This window comes from Pseudoclavibacter sp. RFBA6 (genome assembly GCF_002931575.1).
GTDB classification, from domain to species: Bacteria; Actinomycetota; Actinomycetes; order Actinomycetales; family Microbacteriaceae; genus Pseudoclavibacter; species Pseudoclavibacter terrae.
Genome location: NZ_PSUA01000004.1, coordinates 58,706 through 81,757, shown reverse-complemented (window position 1 = coordinate 81,757; position 23,052 = coordinate 58,706). Strand labels below are relative to the sequence as shown.

Genomic DNA, 23,052 nt, shown 5'->3' with positions numbered 1-23,052 from the left:
GAATCGGGACCGAAGGCGGGGCGGATGCACAGGCATCCGCCCCGCCTTCGCCGTTGCTTCGCACCCCGAACTCTCGGCGCGTGTCAACCCTGAGCGTGCCCGAAGTCGCAACCGCCAGAGTTGAGTCGATGCACAGAATCGTCCGCGCCCTCCTCCCCGCCGTCACCCCGTCCCGGCTCCTGCACGTCGCCAAGACGGCAGCGGCGGCGACCCTCGCCTGGTACGCCGGTCACCTCGTCCCCGGGGAAGCAAACGCATACGCCTACTACGCACCTCTCGGCGCGCTGGTCGCAAGCGTTCCTACCGTGGCTGGGTCGGTCCGCTCGAGCATCCAGGTTGTGGTGGGAGTGCTCCTCGGCGTGCTCGCATCCGGCGCGCTCGTCACCCTGGGGACCCCCGTCGCGCTCGCCGTTCCCGTCGCCGTCGGCGTCGGGACGCTGCTGGCCGGCATCCCCGCCTTCGGAGCTGGACGCGACTACATCCCGATCGCGGCGCTCTTCGTGTTCGTCGTCGGCGGCGCGAACCCGGACGGCTTCTCGATCGGCTACGTCGTGCAGATGGCCGTCGGAGCAGCCATCGGCGTGGGACTGAACCTGCTGATCCCCCCGACGACCGGCACGAAGCAGGCGCTCGAGGCCCTCGGCACGGTCAAGACCGCGGCCGCCGATGCCATCAAACGCGCCACCGAGCTCCCCGGTGAGGAGCTCCCCCAGGACGCGCTCGATGACTGGCGTGCCTCGCTTCGTCGCCTCGAGACTCAGCTCACCGATGCCAAGTCCCTCGTCGGCGAAGTCCAGGACAACTTGCGAGGCAACGCGCGGCGACTCCGGTCGAAGTTCGACAGCAACTCGGCCCAAGGCCAGCTCGACAGCCTCAGCCGCATCGTCCGGCACATCGCCGAACTGCAGGAGCCATTCCTCGAGCGGTCCTGGAGCGAGGCGCAAGCGGAGTCGAGTCGGGCACTCGCCGCGGCGGGCGAGCAGATCGCGCAGCTCATGCGCGCGTGGGAAGACCCCGACGACGACCTCTCCCCACGACTCAGCGCCGCATCCACCGCCCTCGAAGATCTGCAGCAGCTGGAATTCACGCACCACACTGGGTGGGACCCACCCAGTCAGCGCCGGACGGTCACCATCTACGCGCTCCGGAAGATCGTCGCCGAGGTCGAGTACCGCCTCGACGGGCAGAAGCACGCCAGCTCCGAGAGCTGAGCCGTCTGCTGGCAGCGCCGACCATGGCGCGCCGCCGCGAGTTTCATGTACCTCCGCGCAGGGCGGTCTTGTGGTCGTCAAACCCGCGATCTGAAGACCATACGCCCGCCGCGGACTCCGCGGTTCGATGTCAGAGCGGAGTTGCTGTCGTTAGGCGCGGACGCCGGCGGGGCCTCAGGATGATCGGGCGAGCATCGCTACCCGCAGTCGCGCGAAGAGCTTGCTCGACCGCCACCACACAGCGCCGCTGTCTGCAGAGTGCACAGGAGCACTCGCCTCCACTACCGAGGGCGGTGTTGTGGTCGTCATCTCTCGAGGTTGACGACCACAACACCGCCCTCGGCACTGCGGGGCAGGTGGCGGCGACCTACTTCACGAGCGGGAAGAGCACCGTCTCGCGGATGCCGAGGCCCGTGATCGCCATCAGGAGGCGGTCGATCCCCATGCCCATGCCGCCCGACGGTGGCATGGCGTGCTCGAGAGCTGTGAGGAACTCCTCGTCGACGCGCATCGCTTCCACGTCGCCCTTCGCGCCCAGGGCGGCCTGCTCGACGAAGCGGGCGCGCTGCTCGACGGGGTCGATGAGCTCCGAGTAGCCCGTGGCGAGCTCGAAGCCGCGCACGTACAGGTCCCACTTCTCGACCACGCCGGGGATGGAACGGTGGGATGCGGTGAGCGGGGACGTCTCGACGGGGAAGTCCATGACGAAGGTCGGGCGCGTGAGGTGCTCTTTCACGAAGTGCTCCCACAGCTCTTCCACGAGCTTGCCGTGCGTGGGGTGGCTGACCTCGACTTCAACCTTCTCGGCGAGGGCGAGGAGCTCGGAGAGCGGCGTCGATGGCGTGATCTCGACACCGACGGCTTCGGAGAGCGACGGGTACATGGACACGCGGTCCCAGTCTCCGCCCAGGTCGAACTCGGTGCCGTCCGTCCACGTGACGACGTGCGAACCGGACACGGCGAGGGCGGCGTTCTGCACGAGTTCCTGCGTGAGGTCGGCGATCGAGGTGTAGTCGCCGTACGCCTGGTAGGCCTCGAGCATCGCGAACTCGGGGCTGTGCGTAGAGTCGGCGCCTTCGTTGCGGAAGTTGCGGTTGATCTCGAAGACGCGGTCGAGGCCGCCGACGACGGCGCGCTTCAGGTACAGCTCGGGCGCGATGCGCAGGAACAGCTCCGTGTCGAATGCGTTGGAGTGCGTCACGAACGGGCGGGCTGCAGCACCACCGTGCATGGTCTGCAGCATGGGCGTCTCGACTTCGAGGAACTCGTGGTCCGCGAACGTCTTCCGCAGGGACGCGTTGGTCTTCGCGCGCGCGACGACGACATCTCGGGCGACGGGCCGCTGGATGAGATCGAGGTAGCGCTGACGGACGCGCGTCTCCTCGCTGAGCTCGCTGTGCAGGTTGGGGAGCGGTCGGACGGCCTTGGACGCCATCTTCCACTCGTCGGCCATGATGCTCAGCTCGCCGCGACGTGAGGAGATGACCTCACCGGCTGCGAAGACGTGGTCGCCGAGATCGACGTACTCCTTCCAGAGGTCGAGCTGCTCCTGGCCGACGACCGCGAGCGAGAGCATGATCTGGATGCGGGCCCCGTCACCGGCCTGCAGGCTCGCGAAGCACAGCTTGCCCGTGTTGCGGAGGTGCACGATGCGGCCCGCGACTGCGGCTCGCTCGCCGGTGGAGGCGCCGTCTTCGAGCTCTGCATGGGCGGCGCGCACCTCGGCGATGGTGTGCGTGATGGGGAGCGTCAGCGGGTAGGGGGCGATGCCCGACTCGAGCATCCGCGCGCGCTTGTCGAGACGCACCTGCTTCTGCTCGGAGGCTTCCGCCTCGGAGAGTGCGTCTTGGGTGGGCGCGTCAGCCATTCGGGCTCCTTGCGGTTCGTGGGTGAGGTCGTGGTCGCGTGCCCGGAGCCGCGTCGGATGGCGCGGGAACGCAGGGTTCCAGTTTGGGGCACTCGGCGCGCGCACGCGAACTCGCCTCCGGATGGTGGCGCGAAGACGTCGGGGCTCGGTCTGCGCGTCTCAGGCGGACTATTTCCCTGAGGTATAGACGCTGATACGGGCTAGACGCCCTCTTGGGTCTGCCTAGAGTGGCTCTGGATGCGAGCACCCCAGGGGGGGCGGCACTCGCGCGTGAGGGTTCCGCGCGCGCACCGACGATCAGGGGGTACAGGGATGACGACTTCGTCACGAAGGACAATGCTCAAGGGCGCAGCATGGAGCGCGCCGATCATCGCGGTGACAGCAGCCACGCCATTCGCCGTGGCCTCCGGCTGCGCGCACCTCAACGAGTTCTCGAGCTGGGTGGTGACACGAACGGGTGGGAGCTTCGATGCGAGCACGGGGCCCGTCGGTTGGGTGCCTGGCACGCCGGCCACGTTCATCATCATGTCCGACAACAATTCATCCTCGAGTACCGCGACGCTGACGCTGACAGCGGAGATCTCGACGATCGCGGGCAGCACCTACGAGTTCGACTTCCGAATCCAGTCGAACTACGGCTACCCGAACGGATCCTCGAACTGGATGCGGATCGAGGTGCTCGCGGGCTCGCAGAGCCTGTACAAGGGCACGACGCGGGAGCCCTCCGCAGAGTGGCCACAGATCTACCGCACAGCCTGGCCGATCGACCCCGTGCCCTACGAAGACCACACGGTGTCCTTCGTCGCGGGGACTACCGGGCTCACGACGCTGACGTACCGTGTGACGGTGTCGCCCCGTCTCAACGCGGACGCGGCGAACGACGACATCCGCGTGAGCGTCCCGAGCCTGGCGACCTGCTCTTAGCCCGTGCAGCCGACCACGGCTGCTCGACGGTTCTCGTCATGAGCGGACGTGGGAGCTCGCTGCGGCAAGTGACCTGATCGCCACGTGGCGGGAGCGTCGCTGCGACCGCGCGCGCCCGCTGGCAGTCACGCCTCCTCTGGACGCGGAGCCGTTGCTCGCCGATCCTCCCCGGCACAGGCGGATCGGCGGACGCCCTCGAGCGCCCTGATCAGCCGCGGGCTCGGGCCCAGTCGACGACGCCCTCGAGGTACGCGACGATGGTCTCGGCGGCGGGTACGAGCTCGCGTCCGGAGCGCTGGTAGGTCTCGTCGGAGCGGCGGAACGGGTCCACGACGTCGTAGTCGCTCGCGTTCTCAAGCGGGGCGACGACGCCGCGGAGCGGTGCAGCCGCGCTGACTGCCGCAGCGAGCGCTGCGGCGACGATGTCCCCGTCGGAGGCTCCGGAGCCCGCCGCGTCCCCGGCGCCGTCGAGCGCTTCGCGACGCGAGCGGCGTGAGCCTGTGCTGGCGCCTGGAGCTTCGTAGGTCTCCTCGAGGTCCTCGGCGGTGACCTGGCTGGCGATGTGGGCGAACTCGCGCAGGGTGAAGGTGCGGCGCACGACGGAGGGGGCGAGCTCGACGATGCGCTGCCGGTGGTCGCGGGAGAGCGCGAGGACGAGGCCTGCGCCGCGGGCGATGTCTTCCGTGAGCTGCCTGGAGATGTGGGCTTCCGCATCCGTCACCCCGTACTGGGCGGCGAGGGCGAGGGCCTGCTGCGGCATGCCGCTGCCGACGAGGGCCCCGGTGCCGGCGCTTTCGACGGTGACGTCCGGGAGGTCTTTGAGGCCGTCGCGAAGGAGCTGCTCTGCGAGCGGTGAGCGGCAGATGTTGCCGGTGCAGACCGTCAGGATGCGAAAGCTCATATGTGTGTTCCCCTTGGGTCGGCGGATCTCTAGACTAGCGACGCGCTGGATGCGCGTCGGGATGTGCGGATGTGCGGCGCGGGTCGTAGCGGACTAGCGGTACTCGCCGACGTACGCGCTCATGTTGTCGATGAGGCGGGTCGTGCCGACCTTGGCGGCGACGAGCACGAGCGCTTTGCCCGTGTAGGCCTCGTTGACGAGCGCGAACGTCTCGGGGTCGACGATGGACACGTAGTCCATCTTGACGAGCTTCTCGTCCATGAGCGCCCCTTGAGCCTGGGAGATCATCTCTCGGATCCCGCGGTCGCCGTTGGATGCGGCGGCGGTGAGGGCGCGGACGAGGCTGAGCGCGGCGGCGCGTTCTTCTGTGGAGAGGTAGCGGTTGCGGCTGGACAGGGCGAGGCCGTCGTCTTCGCGGATGATCGGCGCGCCGACGACGTCGATGTCGAGGTTGAGGTCGCGCACGAGGCGGCGCACGAGGAACAGCTGCTGCGCGTCTTTCTCGCCGAACACGGCGACGTTCGGGCGGACGATGTTGAAGAGCTTGGTCACGACGGTGAGGACGCCGTCGAAGTGCGAGAGGCGGTGCGCCGCCTCGAGGAGTCCGGCCGCGTATCCGCCGACGACGCGCGTCTGTTTGACGCCGTCGGGGTACATGTCGTCGACGGCTGGCGCGAAGACGTAGTCGACGCCGGCTTCGTCGAGCTTGGCGAGGTCGTCGTCGAAGGTGCGCGGGTACCGTTCGAAGTCTTCGCCTGGCGCGAATTGCATGGGGTTCACGAAGACGGAGACAACGGTCTTGGTGGCGCTGCGTTTGGCGATGTCGACGAGCGAGAGGTGCCCGTCGTGGAGGGCGCCCATCGTGGGGACGAGTGCGATGGTGTCGCTTTTCGCGATCTCCCGGAGCACTTCCTTGGCTTCGGCGATCGTGGTCAGAACGTGTGGCAAGTGCCCTCCTTGGAACCGGCGGTTGCTGCTACGAGCGCGGGTCCGCCTCAGGAAGCGTACCGTCGAGCGGGTCGAGGGGAAGCGGGTTGGCGTCGCTGAGGGCGTTGTCTGCGGCTGAGCGGACGAGGCTGGAGAGCATGAAGCCTGGGTTCTCGACGCCGATTCCGGAGAGCAGCTCGGTCGCCTGCTTCACGATGGAGCGGGTGAACTCGGTCGCGGTGTGGAGTGCTTCAGCGTAGGTGGGGCGGTCCTGTTCTTGAATGATGACCGGTTCGGCACCGAGTTCGACGACGAGGGCCTGCGCGATGGGGAGCACTGGGCGGGGTGCGGTGACGGCGCACCACGCTTCTTTGAGGCGGTGCAGGTCGAGGCTCGTGCCGGTGATCTCGATGGCGGGATGCACGGCGAGTGGAATGACGCCTCGGTCGAGGGCGGTGCCGAGCACTGCGGTGCCGCGCCCGGCGACGGTGTGCAGGACGAGCTGCCCGGCAACCCAGGCGCGTGCCTCGGACAGCTCGAGCACGCGCGTTTCGAGGTCGAGCTCGTCGTAGGCGAGGATGACGAGCTCGCTGCGCTCGATGGCTTGGCGCTGCGTGAGCTTGGGGGCACCGGGCAGCATCGCGGATGCGCGCTCGCTGGCCTCCTTGGACTCGTTGGCGACGCCGACGAGCGCGTGGCCTGCCGCTGCGAGGGCGGTCGCGACGATGAGTCCTGTGGGCGAGTCTCCGACGAGGCCGATGCCGAGGCGGCCTTCTCTGCCGGTCACGCGCCGTCCTCCGAAGCCTGCCCGCGGTGTGGTGCTGGATCCGATGGCGGGATGATCCCGTTCCGGCGCTGCTCGCGCAGCTGGCGACGCGTGAGCGGTTGTGGCGCTTCGTCGATCGGCGATTCGGCCGGCGCGGTGCCTCCCGGCTGCGGCGCCTCGCCGACCAGCGGGTCGGCCGGCGCGGTGGCTCCTGGGACCGACGGAGTGGACGGCGCCGGTCCGGTCGGTGGGGTCGGGATGCGCGGCGGGCTCGGCACCTGCGGCGCGGCACCGACCGGTGCGGGTCCGATCGTCGCGGGGGTCTGAATCGGTGTCGGTGTCGTGTCGATCCCAGACTCTGAGGCGGCCGGCGTCGTGGCGACGGGCTCCCACGAGACCGGCGCCCAGGCCCCGTTCGCCGGCGCGCCCGGAACGGGTCCCATCTGCGGGGGCGAGGGCCTGGGCGCGGGCGTCGCCGCATCCGTCGTCGGGGGTTCGTTGGATTCGAATCGCGTGGGCTGCGCGGGGGCTCCCACGGTCGCGGTTCCCACGGAGCCGAACTGGGCGGGGATACGGGAGAGGTCCGGGGCCGGAGCGGCGTCCTGTGCCGCCTGCGGCTGCGCGACGGGTGGAGTCGAGGTCTCCTGGAGACCGCTCTGGGCGAGCGCATGCTGGTACTCGCGTTCCGCCTGCAGGACGGCGGTGGTCTGGCTGTCGACGGGGATGCCGCGCGCTGCCGCGTCGGCGACGCGCATGCGCGCGGTTGCGATGGCGCTGAGCGTGGCGGCTTCCCGCCAGCGGTGGGAGGTGTCGAGGTTCGCGGCACGGATGGCGACGGCGGAGACGTCGTCGAAGAGGCGGATGCCGATGTCGCCGTCGACCATGCCGATGCGCGTCGTGACGCCCATCCCGAGCACGGTGTGCGCGTGGAGGTTGACGACGTTCGCGAAATACCCGATCGGCCCGCGGTCGAGCCCTATGGACTGCATGCGCTCTGCGGGGACGATCGTGAGCTTGCGCGACCAGGCCCCGAAGCGCAGGTAGAGCGCTCGAGCGTCGAGCCGGAAGCCGTGGCGCTTCCAGGAGAAGGGTCGCATCCAAGCGGCGCGTCTTGGTGCGGTCACGAAGTAGTCGTCGTCGCCCTTGCTGTACATGCCGAGTTCGATGAGTCGGCGTACCTCGTCGTCGACGAGCATCGGGAGCAGCAGCGCGAGGACGCGTTCCGTCTCCGCGCGTGTGCCGACGGGAAGCACGAGGTTGCGGGTCAGCGCCGCCTGGTTCTGCGACCCGTCGGAGGAGACCTGCTCGGTGCCGGCTCGAGTGATGCGAACCATCCACCAGTCGAACGGGCGCCAGAAGAGCGGCTGCGAGACCTGGACAGCGTGGATGCGGCCGGGTGGGACCGTGTCGTTGCTGGTGGTGAGGAGCCCGCGACCGACGCGGACGCCGTCCGGGGTGGCCGCGATGCTGTAGTTCAGCGACGGCAGGATCTGGCCGACGGTGACGGCGAAGAAGACGGCGCCGAGGGGCAGGATCGAGAAGAGGAGCCACCAGAACCCGAAGGTGAAGGTGACGATGAGGCCGGCGATGAGGGCCACGAGGATGACGATGAGCCACGGGTTGACGAGGTTGGCGACGACGAGCCGCCATGGTGGGAGTCGCACGACGGACTGCGGTGCGGCCTCGCCTGGGGCGAGTTCAGGGCTCGTGAGCTCTTCGACTCGTTGGGCGAAGAATTCGGATGCTCGTGTGCGCAGCTGCTCTGCGGTCGGCGGCTTCTGCTGTGGCTGCGACGCTGAGTCGCTCGAGCCGCCAGCGGGACCATATCCGGGCGCCGACGGGCTGCCGTCGGCTGACCCCGGTGCGCCTGTCTGCCCGGCGTAAGCGTAGCCCTGCGCCTGGGCTTGGCGCTCGTTGCGCTTCGCACCGGATGCGCGCTGCAGGATTCCGGCGCGAATGCCGTCGGCGTCTCGTGTGCGCACGTAGACGAGCTGGATGTTCGCGTTCTCGCCAGCGACGCCGATCTCGATCTTCGAGGCGCCGACGATGCGGGCGACGAGAGGGCGCTGGATGTTGATGTCCTGCACGCGGTCGAGTCGCGCTTGGCGGCTCTTGCGGAAGAGCACGCCGGTCTGCAGTTCGATGGTGGTGTCACTGACTCGGAACTGCGAGAAGCGCCACGACAGGTAGCTGAAGAGTCCCAGGACGAGGATGACGGCCAGGATGCCGAGGGCGACCCACAGGAGCCAGCCCTCGTTGCGGAGCACCATATTGGTCGGGTCGTACTCTGCACCGCTGTACTCGTCGAGCTGCGGGAAGAGGAAGCTCGTGATCGTCTGCCACGACTGGTTGATGAGGAAGGCACCGATGGCGATGACGAACACGCCGACACGGAGGAGCGGCGTCAGCGGGTGGAGCCTGTGCCATTCGCCGTCGATGAGGTCGGAGCCCTGCCCGAGCGCCGGTCCCGGCGGCGGACCCCCCGCCGGGGCACCGTACGGTGCGCCGCCCATGGGCTGCTGCGGGCTCGGCTGCCGCCAGTTGCCTGGAGGTGTCGGCGCGCTCATCAGAGCCCAGCTCGGCGGGTCTCGGCGAGGGCGACGAGGTCGTCGCGAAGCTTCTCGGCGTCCTGCCATCCGAGGCCGGGGATCGTCACGTTGGTGACGGCTGCTGCGGTCACGACCTTCAGCGAGGAGAGTCCGAAGATCCGAGTGAGCGGGCCGCGCTGGATGTCGACCAGCTGCAGGCGGCCGTACGGGATGGCGACCATGCGGCTCCAGAAGAGACCGCGACGGAAGACGAGGTCGTCTTGGCGCAGCTGGTAGCCGATCGCGCGCGCGCGACGCCATTCGAACGGGATGGAGACGAGGATCGCGAGGAGCAGCACGCCCGGGATGACGGCGATCCACTTGGGTACCTCCGGGATCACCAGGAGCACGACGACTGCGGCCAGAGAGATGAGCGCCCAGAAGAACGCGCCGATCAGCTCGGACCAGATGTACTTGGGCGACACTCTGCGCCAGTGCACGGTGCTGTGGTCGAGCGCGGTCATGCGGCCCCCTCGTTGCGACGTGTCGTCATGCTCCTACCGTACCCAGTGGCGCGGAACGAGTGGATTGAACGGGGCCGTATCCCGGATGTGGCCTGCATATTCGGGCCTTCGGCCACGTCCGCTCTACACCGCACGCTGGTCGCCTCCGTGTGTCGTAGCATTCACTCGCGCCGTCAGATGTGACCGTCTGTTCGCATCGAGACGGCGAGGAGATGACGAGTGACACCGCGATCCACCCGGTATCGAGCGGGTGACGCGCGCGGCGAGAAGCAGGGGCGTTCTGAAGATGAGCATGCAGTCCGACGTGGCACTCACGGAGATCGAGGCGGAGGCCTGGTTCACCGATGACGGCTGGAGCGTCGAATCCCACAAGGCGCCTCTGCAGGTGTTCACTGACCGGTTCGCGACGGGCGATTTTCTCCTGAGCCGGATCTGGCACACGCCCGTCCAGCTCATCTCGCGCGAACCCGCTTTCCCCCGACCCCAGATCATGATGTTCATCCCCCTGGTGGAGCGCATCCGTGTCGAGACCACGACCGGCGGGTTCGAGATCGAGACAGGTGATGTCCTTGCCGTGCGAGGCCGGGATCTGCGGAGCATCACGACGACCGTTGCGAGCGCGCACTTCTGCATCGGCACGGGCCAGCATCGACTCCGCGTGCTCGCGGACGAGGATCGCGCGGTCGATCGAGTCCTGAGACCGAACCCGGCTGCGCGGCAGACCTTGGTGGTGACCGCCACCTCCTGGCTGAACACTCCTCTGGGCGAGGGAGATCTCGCGATCCCTGCCATGCGACGCGGGTTGGAGCAGCTGCTCGAAGCCGTGTGGATCACGGCACTGGAGGCCGAGCATCCTCGCGACGGAGATCGCGACCTGGTCGCGCTGGCGACGCACATCGTCAGAGACCGAGCGTCGGACCCGGAGTTCTCGGTCGCGGAGCTCACGACGCGACTCAACGTGTCGACGAGTCAGCTGCATCGCAGCTTCTCATCCTCCGGCACCACCCCGGGGCACCTGGTCCGCGAGACGCGGCTCTCCCTGGCGACGGATCGACTGGACGACACGGCCGGCGGGGCCCTCGATCTGGAACTCATCGCGCGTTCAGCTGGATTCAGGTCGGCGCGCAGCATGCGGCGGGCCTTCGCGTCCTCGCCATCGTCGCAGGCGACGACCTGACCCAGGTGCTTCTCGACCCGAGCCAGCGCGTCGCCGTGCCACCCGCTGAGAACTCGAGGTGATGACGCCCCCTGAACGCCGATCGGGGTGCAGCTGCATGTGGCAGCTGCACCCCGATCTAGGTTTCACTCACGCCGACGCCAGGCGCCGACGCATCCGCTCGCTACACGTAACGGAAGTCGAACGTCTGCGTGGACGGGTTCACGTTGCGGTACGGGTTCTCCGCAGCGAGGACAGCAGTGATGGCGAACGTCTGCGCCACCGTGCCGGCTGGACGCGTGAAGGTGAGCCAGTTCCAGCCATCCGTACCATCGAGGTCGAGACGCGTGAACGTCCCGGTCCTCGTGAGCACGATGTTGTCGCCGTCTCGTGAGACCGTCCAGTTGGGCGAGTCGTTCTGCTCTCCGGTCGGACGACCCATGACCGGGGTGCCGAAGATCGACTCAGGCATGTTCTGCAGTGTGATGGAGATGGGCAGGAACTCGTTGTCGGTGTTGACGCCGAGGTCGAGGTCGATGCGCGAGCCCAGGACGAAGGTCTGACCGGCGGCGATCGTGGAGTCGTCGACGTCGGTCGCTTCGTACTCGAGCACCGAGGTCGCTGCGACACGGATCGGGTAGGTGAGGGTGTTCGCGCCAGGAGCGGTCACGACGAGCGTCGCGTCACCCGCGACCACGCCGTAGATGTTGAGCGAGTCGGTGCGGCCCGCCGCATCGGTGGTGTCCGTCGAGACGAAGACACCCGAGGTGTACGACGTGAACGAGGCGCTTCCGGTCCCGGGAACGAGCGTGTAGGTCACGAGCACGCCAGAGATCGGCAGACCCGTGGTGGAGCTCGTGAGCCTCGTCTCGATGTCGCCACCGTAGAGCGCCTGGACGGCGCCGATGCGCTCCTCGAGCAGGATGATCGCATTCGGGTCGAACGGGGTCAGGATTCGGCTGCCAGATGCCGCCTGCGCGGGCGCGGCGACGCTCATCGCCAGGACCGGGACGGTCCAGGCGGCTCCCGCGACGATCGCGCGGCGTCCGACGGTGCTCTCGGGGCGGCCTTCAGTGTTTGAAGTCAAGTTTCACTCCTCGTGTAGCTGTGCTGGTCAAGTCCCAGCCCGCGGGCAGCGATGTGCTCCCCGCGAAGTCATCAAGCTACGGCTGATTCTGTTCTTCCTTGGAGCACGGCAATACTCGCTGGAGGTGTCAACCGACCGTGTTGCAAGGCATTCGGTCTGCGAGCATTTCAGCTCGAATCCGGCGATGGAGCTGCCCCGATCCGCGCCATTCCGGCCCATCGGTCGGTAGCGCTCGCCGGTTCATCGACTGCGCCTGACGGCGTCATGTGATTCGTCATGCCCGACCGAACACGCCTGAGCGCTACGCATCAGTAGCGGAACCTGAGACTTCTGGACCGCGTCGAGCGACTTTTCGGCCGACACCTGCACGTGAGACGGTGCTCGCCCCGGGGTGCCGACAGGCTCGCCGCCCTCGACGCCCCAGCCCAGCTCAGCAGGTCGGCGAGACGAGGGCCTTCACGAACGCACCCGACTGGTAGAGGAACTGCCAGGCCCACGTGGAGTCCCCGACTCCTGTCCCGTCGGCGACGGCGAGCACCCCACCGCCGAGGCAGTCGGTGAAGATCATGCGTGCGCGCGAGATGTGCGTGACGTTGGTGACGACCATGACCGTCTCCCAACCCTCGGCAGCCGCGAGGCGCTCGACCATGAGGGCCTCGCCAGCTGTCGTGAAGGGCTCCGGGATGAGGCAGCGCGTGACAGTGCCTGCAGACCTGGCGCCGTCGCTCAGGGAGCAGGCGTCGACGTTGATCGCGGAGTCGATGCCGTAGTCGTCGACCGCGATCACCAGCGTGTCGCTGTACCCATCGGCGATGAGTTGCTGAGCTGCCTGGATGCGCGCCTCTCGCGGCGGACCGAGCACGATGATCGCGTCAACCTCGCGTGGCTCATCCGTGGATGGGAACACGAAGAGTGGAAAGCACGCCGCGATGATCGCGACGACAAGGGCCAGCGCTGCGCCGGCGATGGTGATCGCGCGTCGCGCTGGCCCTCGTCTGCGTGCGATCACCAGCCCAGGCTACGTGACGTCGGACGCTGGAGCGCTTCGACCGACGGTCAGGACGGGGACTCCGTCCCGGATGCCGCTTGGGCGGGTGCTGCCATCGTGACCGCGATGACCGGCGCCGCCCAGGCGGCCGCGCTCAGCAGAGCGCGTCGCTCTGCGATCCGGCCGATTCGGCCATCCGCTTGTTCAGGTGCTGCCATTGCCTTCTCCCCCTTCGATACATGCGGAGAGCTCCCCCGCGTCGTGTCAGCCGACGACTGGTTCCCCCTCGTGAGCCGACGTGACGAGCACCCACGTTAGCCTGGATGTTCCGGTCCATGTGAGGGAAGTACTGCCCTGTGGACACCTCCATCCGGGAGGGGGTCGCAAGTTCTCTGAAGGCCGTGGAGCCAGAGACACAAGCGGTCTCTCCGAGAGAACTCGACGTCTCACGATCGGGCAATAGCATGACCGCATGACTCTCCCGCCGGAGCCAGCACCCCGACGTCTTCTCCGCGCGCTCGAGAACCACCTCCCCTCCGTACTCATCTCGCACCCCCTGCGATGGAATTGGGCGTGGTTCGTCCTCTTCGGTGGCGCAACCATCGCTTCGTGGTTGGCGGATTGGCCTGTTCCCGTGTGGGTGCTCGTCGTGGCCGTCGGATCGATGCCCTCGCTGACGGCGACGATCGCGCTGCTGCTGCACACCCCCCGAAGCCACCTCGACGAGCACGATTCCGTGTTCGGACACTTCTTCGTGCGCTTCATCACCCTCGTCATCGGCTTCGTCGCCTGGACCATCTCCGTGATCATGAGCGCGAGCCTGTCGACGCTCCTGCAGCTCATAGCGGAGAACCGCGAAGACGAGATCACGTACTCCGGCATCCAGCTCTTCGCAGGCCTCATGCTGCCCGTCGTCCTCGCGATCTGGCTCGTCTTCCTCCTGCGGTGCGCCTGGTTCCTGGCGAAGCTCCGCGGATGGCGAGAGCATCCGTCGCCCGAGCGCTCACGCGTTCCGGATGCGTTCCTCGCCCACCTGCCCAGACTCCGTTCCCTCGTGGTCGGGCTGGCACATCCAGGAGCTCTCCTCGCCTCTGCGGGGCTCAGCTCCGCGGCTGTGCTCACTGAGGAGGCACTGCGGCTGACGTTCACGATGCTCTTCTGAGCGTCGAGCGGTCAGCGGTGTGAGGTGCTACCGGACGTCACGTGCGAGCTGGTCCGCTATCGACTTCCACATGTGCTGGAACGTGTAACGGGCTTCCACCGCCTCGCGTGCAGCGCGTCCGACTGCGATCAGCGACTCAGGATCAGACAGCAACTTCTCGATGACGCGGGCAACACCTGGAGCGTCATGAAGCGGCATGCCGAAATTGCTCACTCCCTCGTCGATGTACTCGCGCATCGCATCCGTCTCCGTCACGACGCACGCCTTGCCGGACGACATGGCCTCAAGCAGCACGCTCTGTCCCGTCGGGTACGCCAGATCATGCGTGGGGACGACGACGAGCTGGGCCGCGAGCAGATTCTGCTTGTGCGTCGGCCCGTCGCTCGGCCCACTCGTCGTCACGTTCGCCGGGAGATCGAGGTCGCGGAAACGATCGAGGTGAGAGACGAGATTGAAGTCGATGTGGGGCAGGAGACGCGCCGCCTCGACAAGCGTTTCGAAATCCCGGCCGGCATCGAGTCCACCGCTGAACACCTGGTAGCGCTGCTCGACCGAGGTGTCCGGCAGGTACTTGGTGTGCTCTACCCCGAAGCTGATCGGCACGACCTTCGCCCCTGCGCCGAACCCGGCGAATATATCGACCTGGTTCTGCGAGAAGGCGAACACGCGGTCCACCCCCTGCAGCACTCGAGCGATCGACTGACGCCGCGAGGGGGATCCTGACCTGAGCTCCTCAGCCCACCAGCAGGAGACGACCGCGATGTGGGTCCTTGCGTATGCGGTCAGACCGCGCCGCTTGAGCGTCGCGGGAAGGACTGCCTTGTCCTCGAGAACAGCCAGGACGGCGTCCGCGCGCCTGGCGGCCCGGGCTCCCCTGAACGCCAGGTCCGCTGGCACTCCGGTCCGGTGCTCGATGATGTTCTTCACCTTGACGTGGACCCTCGAGGCCGGCATCGAAACCGTCTCGACATTCACGTATCGAGCCAGGATCTCCGCACAGTACGGGCCGCGTAGCTCAGAACTGCCCGATGACCCCGCCTCGAGCGAGGGCAGCCCGTCATGATCGAAGAGGCCGAGGACGGTGATGCTGTCATTCACATGGCGAGCTTAGGGGCACCGGCGGGCGGAGGAAGGGTACTCGCCGAAATTGCTCGCCCAGCGCACTGGATGACATCGCACGACGGTGCAGTTCGCTGTCCTCGACGGTCCCGGTGCGCTGTCTGACGCGAAGCGGTCGAAAACGTTGATTTCACCCTAGAATTCACCCTAGCGACCTCGGCTCTCCCCGGCCGGGCACTCGTGGGCCGGCGGTTCGCCGATCGGTTCTCGCTGCACCTCCCCCAAAAGTCACGCTCCGCTGACGTAGAACGGACGCTCCGCATGCGCAAACAGCTCTCTCTCCTCCTGGCGGCCGCGGTCTGCGCCGCAGCCCTCACCGCCACCGTTCCGTTCTCCGCGCAGGCAGCCGAATTCGGACGGCCAGGGCAAGACGTCATGTCCCCGTCCTCGTACGTCGCGAAGGGCAGCTACGCCACGACCGACCCGCAGGACGCCCCCGTCTCGGCCCTGTCGGAGCAGACCGCGCAATTCGTCAACACGCTGCCGGACAGGTATCTCTCGGATCAATGGAAGGGGCGCCTCAAGACCTCGACCAACACCGAGAACTTCACGATCCCGATCTACACCGTGGACAGCTCGCTCGCCGACTCGAACTGGGTCGGAGTCAAAATGCTCGCAACGGCCCCCTACAAGGACATCCACCCCGTGCTCGAGGGGAAAGCAACTGCCTCGGCGACGGGTGGCACGTACGGCTTCGAGATCGCACCGATCGCAGAGACGGATGCCAACTACGGCCGAGTCGCGCTGCCGGACTACGCCGTCCCGGGAGGACCGAATCCCGGAGGCGACCTGTCGATGACGGTCGTGGATACGGCGACGGGGATCGTTCGCGGCTACTACCAGGCGAAGAAGCAGACGGATGGCAGCTGGGTCATGGGCGGTGGATACCTCACCACGCTGGACAACCCGGAGGACGTGAACTGGTTCGACGAGAACTACTGGCTGCAGGCCGAGCGAGGGACGAGCTCAGTCGGAGGAGTGATGAACGAGTTCCTCATGGCGGGAGCCGAGGAGATCGCCGCGGGTTCCATCGATCACGTGACGAGTTGGACGTTCCCGTCGACGAAGTCCGGCGAGGCGATGTGGCCGGCCTACCAGAGCGACGGCAAGCTGACCGAAGCCGAGGCCCCCAAGATGGGGCAGCGCTTCTGGCTGCCCGATGACGAGGAGACGAACGCCCAGATCGCGGCACTCGGACTCTCGGAGTTCGAGAAGGTCGTCGTCAAGAACCTCCAGGAGTACGGCGGCATCATCACCGACCAGAACTACTGGACCATGGCGCTCAACCTCCAGCACCCCGTCACCTCCACATCGCAGGGCAAGCTCAACCCGTACAAGATCGGCGGCGTCGTGCACCGCGCCTACGGCGACGTGAGCCTGATCAACAAGGTGCCCTGGAACCTCACGAAGTGGGGTGAGATCAGCGCGAGCACGAACCTGGACCAGCAGGTCCCGTCCGAGCCGCAGCCGACCACGACTCCGGCCCCGACACCCACAGCGACCCCCACGACGACCGCGACGCCGACTCCGACCACAACCCCACCACCGGCCCACGTTCCCACGGGTCCGATGCCGACGGGCACCGCCACCAGGCACAACGGCACGAACGTCTTCATCACCTCGGTCTCGGCGTCGAAGACTTTCAACACCGTCGGGAAGCCTCTCATCATCGCCGACGGCGAGTCGTCGGTGGACTCCCTCGTGGCGGCCCCCGCCGCCGCCAAGCTCGGGGCATCCGTCCTGCACACCAGGCAGAATCTGCTCCCGCAGAACGTGGCGACGGAGATCAAGCGACTGCAGCCTCCCGTGATCTACGCCATCGGGAACCTCACGGACTCCGTGAAGGCCCAGCTCGCGGCACTGACGCCATCCGTGCAGAGCGTCGGCGGAGCGAGCAGCACCGCGACGTCCGCGGCGGTGGCGCAGAAGTTCTTCCCCAGCGCCATGGGTGCATTCGTCGCCAATGCCAACAGCTATTCCGAGGTCGCGAACGCCGCGGCCCGATCCGCGCTGACGCAGTCGCCCGTGCTGCTGACCGAGGCGGACACGCTCGGGCAGCCGGTCATCGACTACATCACGAAGGCGCCGATCGGGACCATCAAGGTGGCTGGCACGAGCACCAGCGTCTCCGACGACGTGTTCTCGGTGCTGCAGTCCAGCAGGGCGCACACGTATCGAGTGAACGCCTCGCAGGACTTCGCACTGAACTCCGAGCTCCTCCTCGAGTACTCGCAGCGGAAGCCGACGATCGCAGGGTTCACCATCGCCAACCCGACGAGCCCCGGTGACGTCGCGGTCGCTCTCGCCGTATCTGCCCGCAGCGGGTACCCGGTGGTCTTCACGACGACCACGTGCATTCCGGCCGCGCAGAGCGTGCTCATGGGCAAGTACCCGAACGTCAAGCTCGTGACGATCGGGGAGACGGGAACCGTGCAGCCGCAGATCCACACGAAGCGCTGCGCCACGTAGCACTCGGCCGAGCTTCAAGCTGCGTGATTTCCTCTTCACTCGAAGTGCATGGAGGCAGCATCGGAGTCGCTCTCGATACCAGATGGATTAATGCACGACGGCGCGCTCAGGGTAACCTCGAGCGACGGCAGGAGCTGCAATGTCCATTCGCTTCATCGAGCTCGACGGCCTCCGCGGTCTCGCAGCGGGGGCCGTCGTCGTCGGTCACCTGACGACCACCTTCACCTCGCTGTACCCCGATGCTCCGACTTCGTCGGTCAACTTCGCCTACGGGCAGTTCGGTGTGCAGCTGTTCTTCATCATCAGCGGCTTCGTGATCCTCATGACCGCTGAGCGGGCGCGGCGTGCGTCGGATTTCGCCATCTCACGGTTCGCGCGCCTGTACCCTGCCTACTGGTCCGCGGTCCTCATCTCGATCGGCGTCGGACTCCTCGCGGACGTTCCGGGGACGGACCTCACTCCCCTCGAGATGCTGCTCAACTTCACGATGGTGCAGCGCCTGCTGCTCGTGCCCGACGTCAACGGTGCGTTCTGGACACTCGCGGTCGAGATGCAGTTCTACGTCATCGTGCTCGTGATCCTGCTCATCACGAAGTGCAGACTCGACGACGTCCTCCTGCGCTGGCTGGTGGGCATCTGGCTGCTCGTTGCCGTCGGCGCCGCCACCTGGGCGGCGACGGCGACAGGCGGCGCCGATATCTCGACCGCGCCAGTGCTCGTGAGAGTGGTGGTGAACGCGACGCTCTCGGAATACGGCCCCCTGTTCTCGCTGGGGATGCTCCTCTTCATGTCGCGCAGGAACAGCAGGATCGAATGGCTCGCGCTCCCCGCCGCGCTCTCCGCCGTGCTGACCGCGTTGCTGCTGCACTCGCCCGTCTACGCGGGCGTGGTCGCGCTCATCTGCCTGGTCTTCACGGTCGTCGCCCTCCGCACGGGCACAGCGATCCTCAGGGTGCGCCCCCTGCTGTGGCTCGGCAAGATCAGCTACTCGCTCTACATCGTCCACGTCATCGTGGGGTACGCCCTCATCGATCTGCTCTGGCCCGTGCTGGGGCGCGATCTCGCCACCGCCGCAGCAGCAGGCGCCGTGACGCTGCTCGCATGGGGCATGCACGCCTTCGCCGAAGTCCGGGTCAGTTCCGCCTGGCGCACTGGGCTGACGCGCTGGTGGGACCGCCACCGAGACCACCGCGACACGGCAGCACCGGTGTAACCCCGAGTCAGGCCGACCTCACAGTTCACGTCTCCGACTCACGGCTCGGATCGACTCCTGGCGTCGAAGCAGAAGCGCACAAGGGTCGACGCCGGTCGCGCACGTGCGCTAGCGTCGAATCACCTGTGCATCTGACGCTCCATCTCGGACGATGCGCCACCCCAACTCCCCCATCCCAGCTCACCCGTACCAGTCCGCCATCTCGGGTCGACAGACCTCGGTGACACATTCGAGTCTCGCCACATCGTTCCCCACTCCCCCACGCCCACGCGACGCTTTCCCCCCAGGAGCCACCACGTGCACTCTTCTTCGCTGGATGTCGTCTATACCCAACCCGGCGGCCGCGGCTGGGCGCCGATAGAAGTGCTGGCAGAGCTGGCAGCACGGTCGTTCGGAGGGGAGCTGCACCGGTACACCGACACCGGGTACTCGCGCACATTCCGGGCACGGACGCTCCTGCCGCGCGTTCGCGCCTCCCGAGGCGACTGCTGCCTCGTGATCGCCCCAACGCCCGTGCACCTCAACGCCATCCTGGAGGCCCCGGAGCTTCGTCGGAGATATGCAGGGATCGCAGGCTGGACGATCGACAGCTTCTGGACGGACAAGATCCCCCGGGCCGCGAAGACCGCGCGCCACTACGACCACCTCTACGTCATCGACCACGAGGACCAGGAGCAGTGGCAGTCCGAGACCGGACGCCCCGTCTCCTGCCTGCCGTGGGGCACGGACGTGCTCGGCACGCCCGATCCAGATAAGAAGGTCGTGGACCTTCAGAGGGTCGGCCGCCAGCCCCCGCAGTGGGAAGACGACGGGGCAGCTGCGACTGCCGCTGCCGCCCACGGACTCCGGTACGCCGGACGGCCGGAGTTCGGCAGCACCGACGCCGAATCCCAGGCGAACGTCTCCCGGGCCTACCGCCAGGCGAAGTACGTGCTCGCCTTCAGCAATGGTGCCAGCCCGGCCAGCTACACGCATCCGACGCGCGAGTACCTTACGGGCCGCTGGCTCGACGCGATCGGCTCGGGAGCCGTGGTCGCCGGCATCGTCCCCAAGACTCGCGTCGCTCGGGAACTCCTCTGGCCGGATGCGACGCTCGAGCTGCCCACGATCGAACGAGATGCTGGCCTCGAGGCCGTCACCGAGGCCGTGCGCAACTGGACTCCCGCGATCGCACAGAACAATCGCCGCCTCGCGGCCCGCCTTCTCGACTGGCGCCACCGGCTGAAGGTCGTCGCTGACGATTTCGGTGCGAATGCTCCGACCCTGCACTCGGAACTCGCCGCACTCGCCCCCTCCACCAGGGACGTCCTGACGAAGCCAGCGGACGCCTTCCTGAGGACGGATCGCAGAGCATGATCCGGGACCAGTACGTGGGGGCCGATGTCCACGGGGTCCAGGTCATGCACTGGAACCCGCGCAGACCCTTCCACGGTCGCCCGCGGCGCCTCATGCAGTGGGGTATGCGCCTCCCCTGGGCGCCTCGTGTCCGCAACTTCGGCGACCTCCTCGGTCCGCAGCTGACGCGCGCGCAGCACGGGAGCCTCGCTCTCGGATCGGCCTCGAAGAGCGGGAAGCGTCTGCTGACCGTCGGCTCGATCCTGCACTTCGCCGAAGCGGGTGATGTCGCCTGGGGCACCGGGGTCAACGGCAATGCCCAGCATGTCCCCTACACGGCGGAGCTCGACGTCCGAGCAGTGCGCGGACCCCTGACGCGCGAGTTCCTCCTCCAGCACGGCGTCGAGCACGTGCCGGAGGTGTACGGCGACCCGGGCCTGCTGGTACCGCAGCTCCTCCCGCCCGCGCGAACGCAGAAGGCGACGCAGACCGAGTACGTCGTCATCCCGAACCTGAACGAGCTCGAACGGTACCGAGAACACCGGAACTTCGTCAGTCCTGTCTCTCCGCTCGCGTCGATCGTGGACGCGATGCTGGGCGCAGAGCTCGTCGTGGGCACCTCGCTGCACGGCATCATCGTCGCGGAAGCCTTCGGCATCCCAGCCAGGCTCGTGCTGCCGGGGTCCGAGCACCGATTCAAGTACGAGGACTACTACCTCGGCACCGGACGACCCGGCTTCACCGCCGCCAGCTCCGTCGAGGAAGCGCTGACACTCGGAGGTGAACCGCCAATCGCTGCGAAACCTGATGCGCTCCTGGCTTCCTTCCCGCGCGACCTCTGGATCAGCTGACCTCGACCGCAGGGGTCAGGCCGGGGAACCTGAGACGTTCCAGGTCCTGGTCCGAACGGTCTGCGCGAGGTCGACTCGAACAGTTTCCGCAACGAAATCTCGATGCATTTCCCGGGTGATATCCTCCGTGCGGGGCTCAACGGATGATGTTGCTCCTTCACATACGAGGTCCACTTGAGGTGACTACGAACTTGCGCGCCAAACTGCAGCTCATCTTCTCGAAGAGCGCCCGCCGAAAGCTGATCATCGGTCTCATCGGCTCGGTCATCGTCGCGCTCGCCGAGACGGGCTCGGTGCTGCTCGTCGGACCGCTCCTGGCTATCCTCGCCGGCAGCTCGACGAGCGAGGGCATGCTCGGAACGGTCGCCAACCTCTTCGGAAACCCGGAACCGGAAGTCCTGATCATGTACCTGCTCGGCGGCGTCGTCGTCGGCTTCGTGCTGAAGGACATCTTCTCGATCGCGTTCCGCTGGTGGATCCTCGGCTTCATCAATCGCGAGCAGGCGCGCACGGCGACGCGCATCCTCAACTACTACCTGCACGCGCCCTACAGCCTGCACCTCGGCCGCGGCACCGCTGATCTGCTGCGCACTATGGGTACGTCCGTCGGCCAGCTCTACTCACTCGGCGTCATCGCGGCGCTCAACGCCATCACGGACAGCATCACGATCGTCGCTCTGCTCGTGTCGATGCTCATCGTCATGCCCATCGAGACGCTCATGGCGTTCGTCTACTTCGGCATCGCCATGTTCATCTTCGCGAAGGTCATCCGTCCGAAGGCGGAGGCAGCCGGTCGCATGAAGATGGATGCGGCCACGCACGGCTACCGTGCGGCGCTGCACGCGCTGGGCGGCGTCAAGGAGATCAAGATCCGCAGCGCGCAGCCGCACTTCGTGAACGTGTACGAAGAAGTCGAGCTCAAGCACGCGCAGGCGCTGCGCCTCGTCGGCTTCCTCGCCGAAGTCCCGAAGTACCTCCTCGAAGCCCTGTTCATCCTGGGCCTCGGCGGACTCATCATGTACCTGCTGAACACGGGCGGTGGCATCGCCGCCGTGACCTCGATCGGCCTCGTCGGCGCGGCCGGGTTCAGACTGCTGCCCTCCCTCTCACGACTGCTGGCCTCCATCTCCAACCTCCGCGTCGGAGCACCGGCACTCGACGAGGTCTGTTCAGAGCTCGAGCGTGCGCAGGAATACGAGGCGAGCGCCAAGCTGGCCGCCGCAAACGACGGCACGCTCGACTTCACGAAGACGCTCGAAGCGAAGCACCTCGGCTTCCGCTACGCTGACGCCTCCGACGACGTCCTCACCGACATCAACCTGAGCATCCCCGCAGGGTCAACGCTTGCACTCGTCGGCTCCAGCGGAGCCGGCAAGAGCACACTGGTCGACATCATCCTCGGGTTGCACCGCCCCACCGAAGGCACACTCAGCGTCGACGGCATCGACCTGGAGGACGACCTGGTCAAGGCGTGGCAGCACCACGTCGCCATGGTGCCGCAGGAGGTCTTCCTCCTCGACACGACCCTCCGCGAGAACATCGCGTTCGATGCAGCATCGGATGAGATCGACGAAGAGCTCCTGGCAGAAGTCGTGAAACGAGCTCAGCTCCAGGATCTCGTCGACTCGCTCGACGGCGGACTCGAATCCTCGGTCGGAGATCGCGGCTCTCGCCTCTCTGGTGGGCAGCGCCAGCGCGTGGGCATCGCCCGCGCCCTGTACCGCCGACCGTCCCTGCTCGTGCTCGACGAAGCCACCTCCGCGCTCGACAACGAGACGGAACACAGAATCATCGAGACGATCGATGGGCTCAAGGGCGAAGTGACCGTCGTCATCGTCGCCCACCGACTCTCCACGGTCCGCGAAGCGGATGCCCTCGCGTACATGAAAGACGGCCAGGTCGCCGGCTACGGCACGTTCGAGCAAGTCCGCTCCAGCAATGCAGACTTCGCTCGGCAGGTCGAACTCGGCCTGCTGAAGGTCAGCGACAGCGACCCCGTCACGCCGTGATCGACGCGGAGGCGC

At 67.2% G+C, this 23,052-nt stretch carries 19 protein-coding genes; 9 read left to right on the top strand and 10 right to left on the bottom strand.

What is annotated here, in order from left to right; translation table 11 throughout:
* The first annotated feature begins 128 nt into the window (after nt 1-128).
* Nucleotides 129-1,211: a hypothetical protein gene (locus C5C17_RS02690; protein ID WP_104251849.1), complete on the top strand. Its 1,083-nt coding sequence runs from the start codon at nt 129-131 to the stop codon at nt 1,209-1,211.
* Between the two features lie 367 nt (nt 1,212-1,578).
* Here the strand turns inward: C5C17_RS02690 and lysS are convergent, their stop codons facing one another.
* Nucleotides 1,579-3,078 (bottom strand): lysine--tRNA ligase, encoded by a 1,500-nt coding sequence (lysS, locus tag C5C17_RS02685; RefSeq protein WP_104251848.1) that lies wholly within the window; start codon nt 3,076-3,078, stop codon nt 1,579-1,581.
* A 336-nt stretch (nt 3,079-3,414) separates the two neighbouring features.
* On the opposite strand from lysS, the gene C5C17_RS02680 reads away from it, so the two are divergent.
* Entirely contained in the window at nt 3,415-4,002 is a 588-nt protein-coding gene (locus C5C17_RS02680) for a hypothetical protein (RefSeq protein WP_104251847.1), read from the top strand.
* A gap of 208 nt (nt 4,003-4,210) precedes the next feature.
* On the opposite strand, the gene C5C17_RS02675 is transcribed toward C5C17_RS02680, so the two are convergent.
* The 5 genes from C5C17_RS02675 to C5C17_RS02655 all read right to left on the bottom strand — a co-directional run bounded on the left by C5C17_RS02675 (nt 4,211) and on the right by C5C17_RS02655 (nt 9,648).
* Complete coding sequence (locus tag C5C17_RS02675) at nt 4,211-4,903, bottom strand: low molecular weight phosphatase family protein (RefSeq protein WP_104251846.1); 693 nt, start codon at nt 4,901-4,903, stop codon at nt 4,211-4,213.
* Nucleotides 4,904-4,996: 93 nt separating this feature from the next.
* A complete protein-coding gene (gene panC, locus C5C17_RS02670) occupies nt 4,997-5,851 on the bottom strand; it encodes a pantoate--beta-alanine ligase (protein ID WP_104251845.1) in 855 nt (284 codons plus the stop codon).
* A 28-nt stretch (nt 5,852-5,879) separates the two neighbouring features.
* Nucleotides 5,880-6,617, bottom strand: a complete 738-nt coding sequence (locus C5C17_RS02665; RefSeq protein WP_104251844.1) for a Rossmann-like and DUF2520 domain-containing protein — start codon at nt 6,615-6,617, stop codon at nt 5,880-5,882.
* Nucleotides 6,614-9,163: a PH domain-containing protein gene (locus C5C17_RS02660; RefSeq protein WP_181028456.1), complete on the bottom strand. Its 2,550-nt coding sequence runs from the start codon at nt 9,161-9,163 to the stop codon at nt 6,614-6,616. Before C5C17_RS02660 ends, C5C17_RS02665 begins: the two co-directional genes overlap by 4 nt.
* Nucleotides 9,163-9,648: a PH domain-containing protein gene (locus C5C17_RS02655; RefSeq protein ID WP_104251842.1), complete on the bottom strand. Its 486-nt coding sequence runs from the start codon at nt 9,646-9,648 to the stop codon at nt 9,163-9,165. Before C5C17_RS02655 ends, C5C17_RS02660 begins: the two co-directional genes overlap by 1 nt.
* Nucleotides 9,649-9,934: 286 nt before the next feature.
* Between C5C17_RS02655 and C5C17_RS02650 the strand changes: the two genes are divergently transcribed.
* Nucleotides 9,935-10,825 carry a helix-turn-helix domain-containing protein gene (locus C5C17_RS02650; RefSeq protein WP_104251841.1) on the top strand — a complete coding sequence of 297 codons (891 nt, stop codon included), beginning with the start codon at nt 9,935-9,937 and terminating at the stop codon, nt 10,823-10,825.
* 163 nt (nt 10,826-10,988) lie between these two features.
* Here the strand turns inward: C5C17_RS02650 and C5C17_RS02645 are convergent, their stop codons facing one another.
* The 3 genes from C5C17_RS02645 to C5C17_RS18485 all read right to left on the bottom strand — a co-directional run bounded on the left by C5C17_RS02645 (nt 10,989) and on the right by C5C17_RS18485 (nt 13,097).
* The gene (locus tag C5C17_RS02645) at nt 10,989-11,891 is read right to left on the bottom strand and encodes a hypothetical protein (protein ID WP_104251840.1); all 903 of its coding nucleotides are present in this window, start codon (nt 11,889-11,891) and stop codon (nt 10,989-10,991) included.
* A gap of 430 nt (nt 11,892-12,321) precedes the next feature.
* Entirely contained in the window at nt 12,322-12,900 is a 579-nt protein-coding gene (locus tag C5C17_RS02640; protein ID WP_181028454.1) for a YdcF family protein, read from the bottom strand.
* 47 nt (nt 12,901-12,947) lie between these two features.
* Nucleotides 12,948-13,097 carry a hypothetical protein gene (locus tag C5C17_RS18485; RefSeq protein ID WP_181028453.1) on the bottom strand — a complete coding sequence of 50 codons (150 nt, stop codon included), beginning with the start codon at nt 13,095-13,097 and terminating at the stop codon, nt 12,948-12,950.
* Between the two features lie 254 nt (nt 13,098-13,351).
* Between C5C17_RS18485 and C5C17_RS02635 the strand changes: the two genes are divergently transcribed.
* Nucleotides 13,352-14,041, top strand: coding sequence for a hypothetical protein (locus tag C5C17_RS02635; protein ID WP_104251838.1), 690 nt, complete (start codon nt 13,352-13,354; stop codon nt 14,039-14,041).
* Between the two features lie 27 nt (nt 14,042-14,068).
* Here C5C17_RS02635 and C5C17_RS02630 read toward each other — a convergent pair whose 3' ends face one another.
* Nucleotides 14,069-15,139: a glycosyltransferase family 4 protein gene (locus C5C17_RS02630; RefSeq protein ID WP_146079054.1), complete on the bottom strand. Its 1,071-nt coding sequence runs from the start codon at nt 15,137-15,139 to the stop codon at nt 14,069-14,071.
* 282 nt (nt 15,140-15,421) lie between these two features.
* Between C5C17_RS02630 and C5C17_RS02625 the strand changes: the two genes are divergently transcribed.
* The 5 genes from C5C17_RS02625 to C5C17_RS02605 all read left to right on the top strand — a co-directional run bounded on the left by C5C17_RS02625 (nt 15,422) and on the right by C5C17_RS02605 (nt 23,037).
* Nucleotides 15,422-17,629: a cell wall-binding repeat-containing protein gene (locus C5C17_RS02625; protein ID WP_104251836.1), complete on the top strand. Its 2,208-nt coding sequence runs from the start codon at nt 15,422-15,424 to the stop codon at nt 17,627-17,629.
* 139 nt (nt 17,630-17,768) lie between these two features.
* Nucleotides 17,769-18,842, top strand: a complete 1,074-nt coding sequence (locus tag C5C17_RS02620; RefSeq protein WP_104251835.1) for an acyltransferase — start codon at nt 17,769-17,771, stop codon at nt 18,840-18,842.
* Between the two features lie 297 nt (nt 18,843-19,139).
* Nucleotides 19,140-20,198 carry a glycosyltransferase family 1 protein gene (locus C5C17_RS02615; protein ID WP_146079053.1) on the top strand — a complete coding sequence of 353 codons (1,059 nt, stop codon included), beginning with the start codon at nt 19,140-19,142 and terminating at the stop codon, nt 20,196-20,198.
* Nucleotides 20,195-21,028, top strand: a complete 834-nt coding sequence (locus C5C17_RS02610) for a polysaccharide pyruvyl transferase family protein (RefSeq protein WP_104251833.1) — start codon at nt 20,195-20,197, stop codon at nt 21,026-21,028. Before C5C17_RS02615 ends, C5C17_RS02610 begins: the two co-directional genes overlap by 4 nt.
* 191 nt (nt 21,029-21,219) lie before the next feature.
* The gene (locus C5C17_RS02605) at nt 21,220-23,037 is read left to right on the top strand and encodes an ABC transporter ATP-binding protein (RefSeq protein WP_181028452.1); all 1,818 of its coding nucleotides are present in this window, start codon (nt 21,220-21,222) and stop codon (nt 23,035-23,037) included.
* Nucleotides 23,038-23,052: the final 15 nt, after the last annotated feature.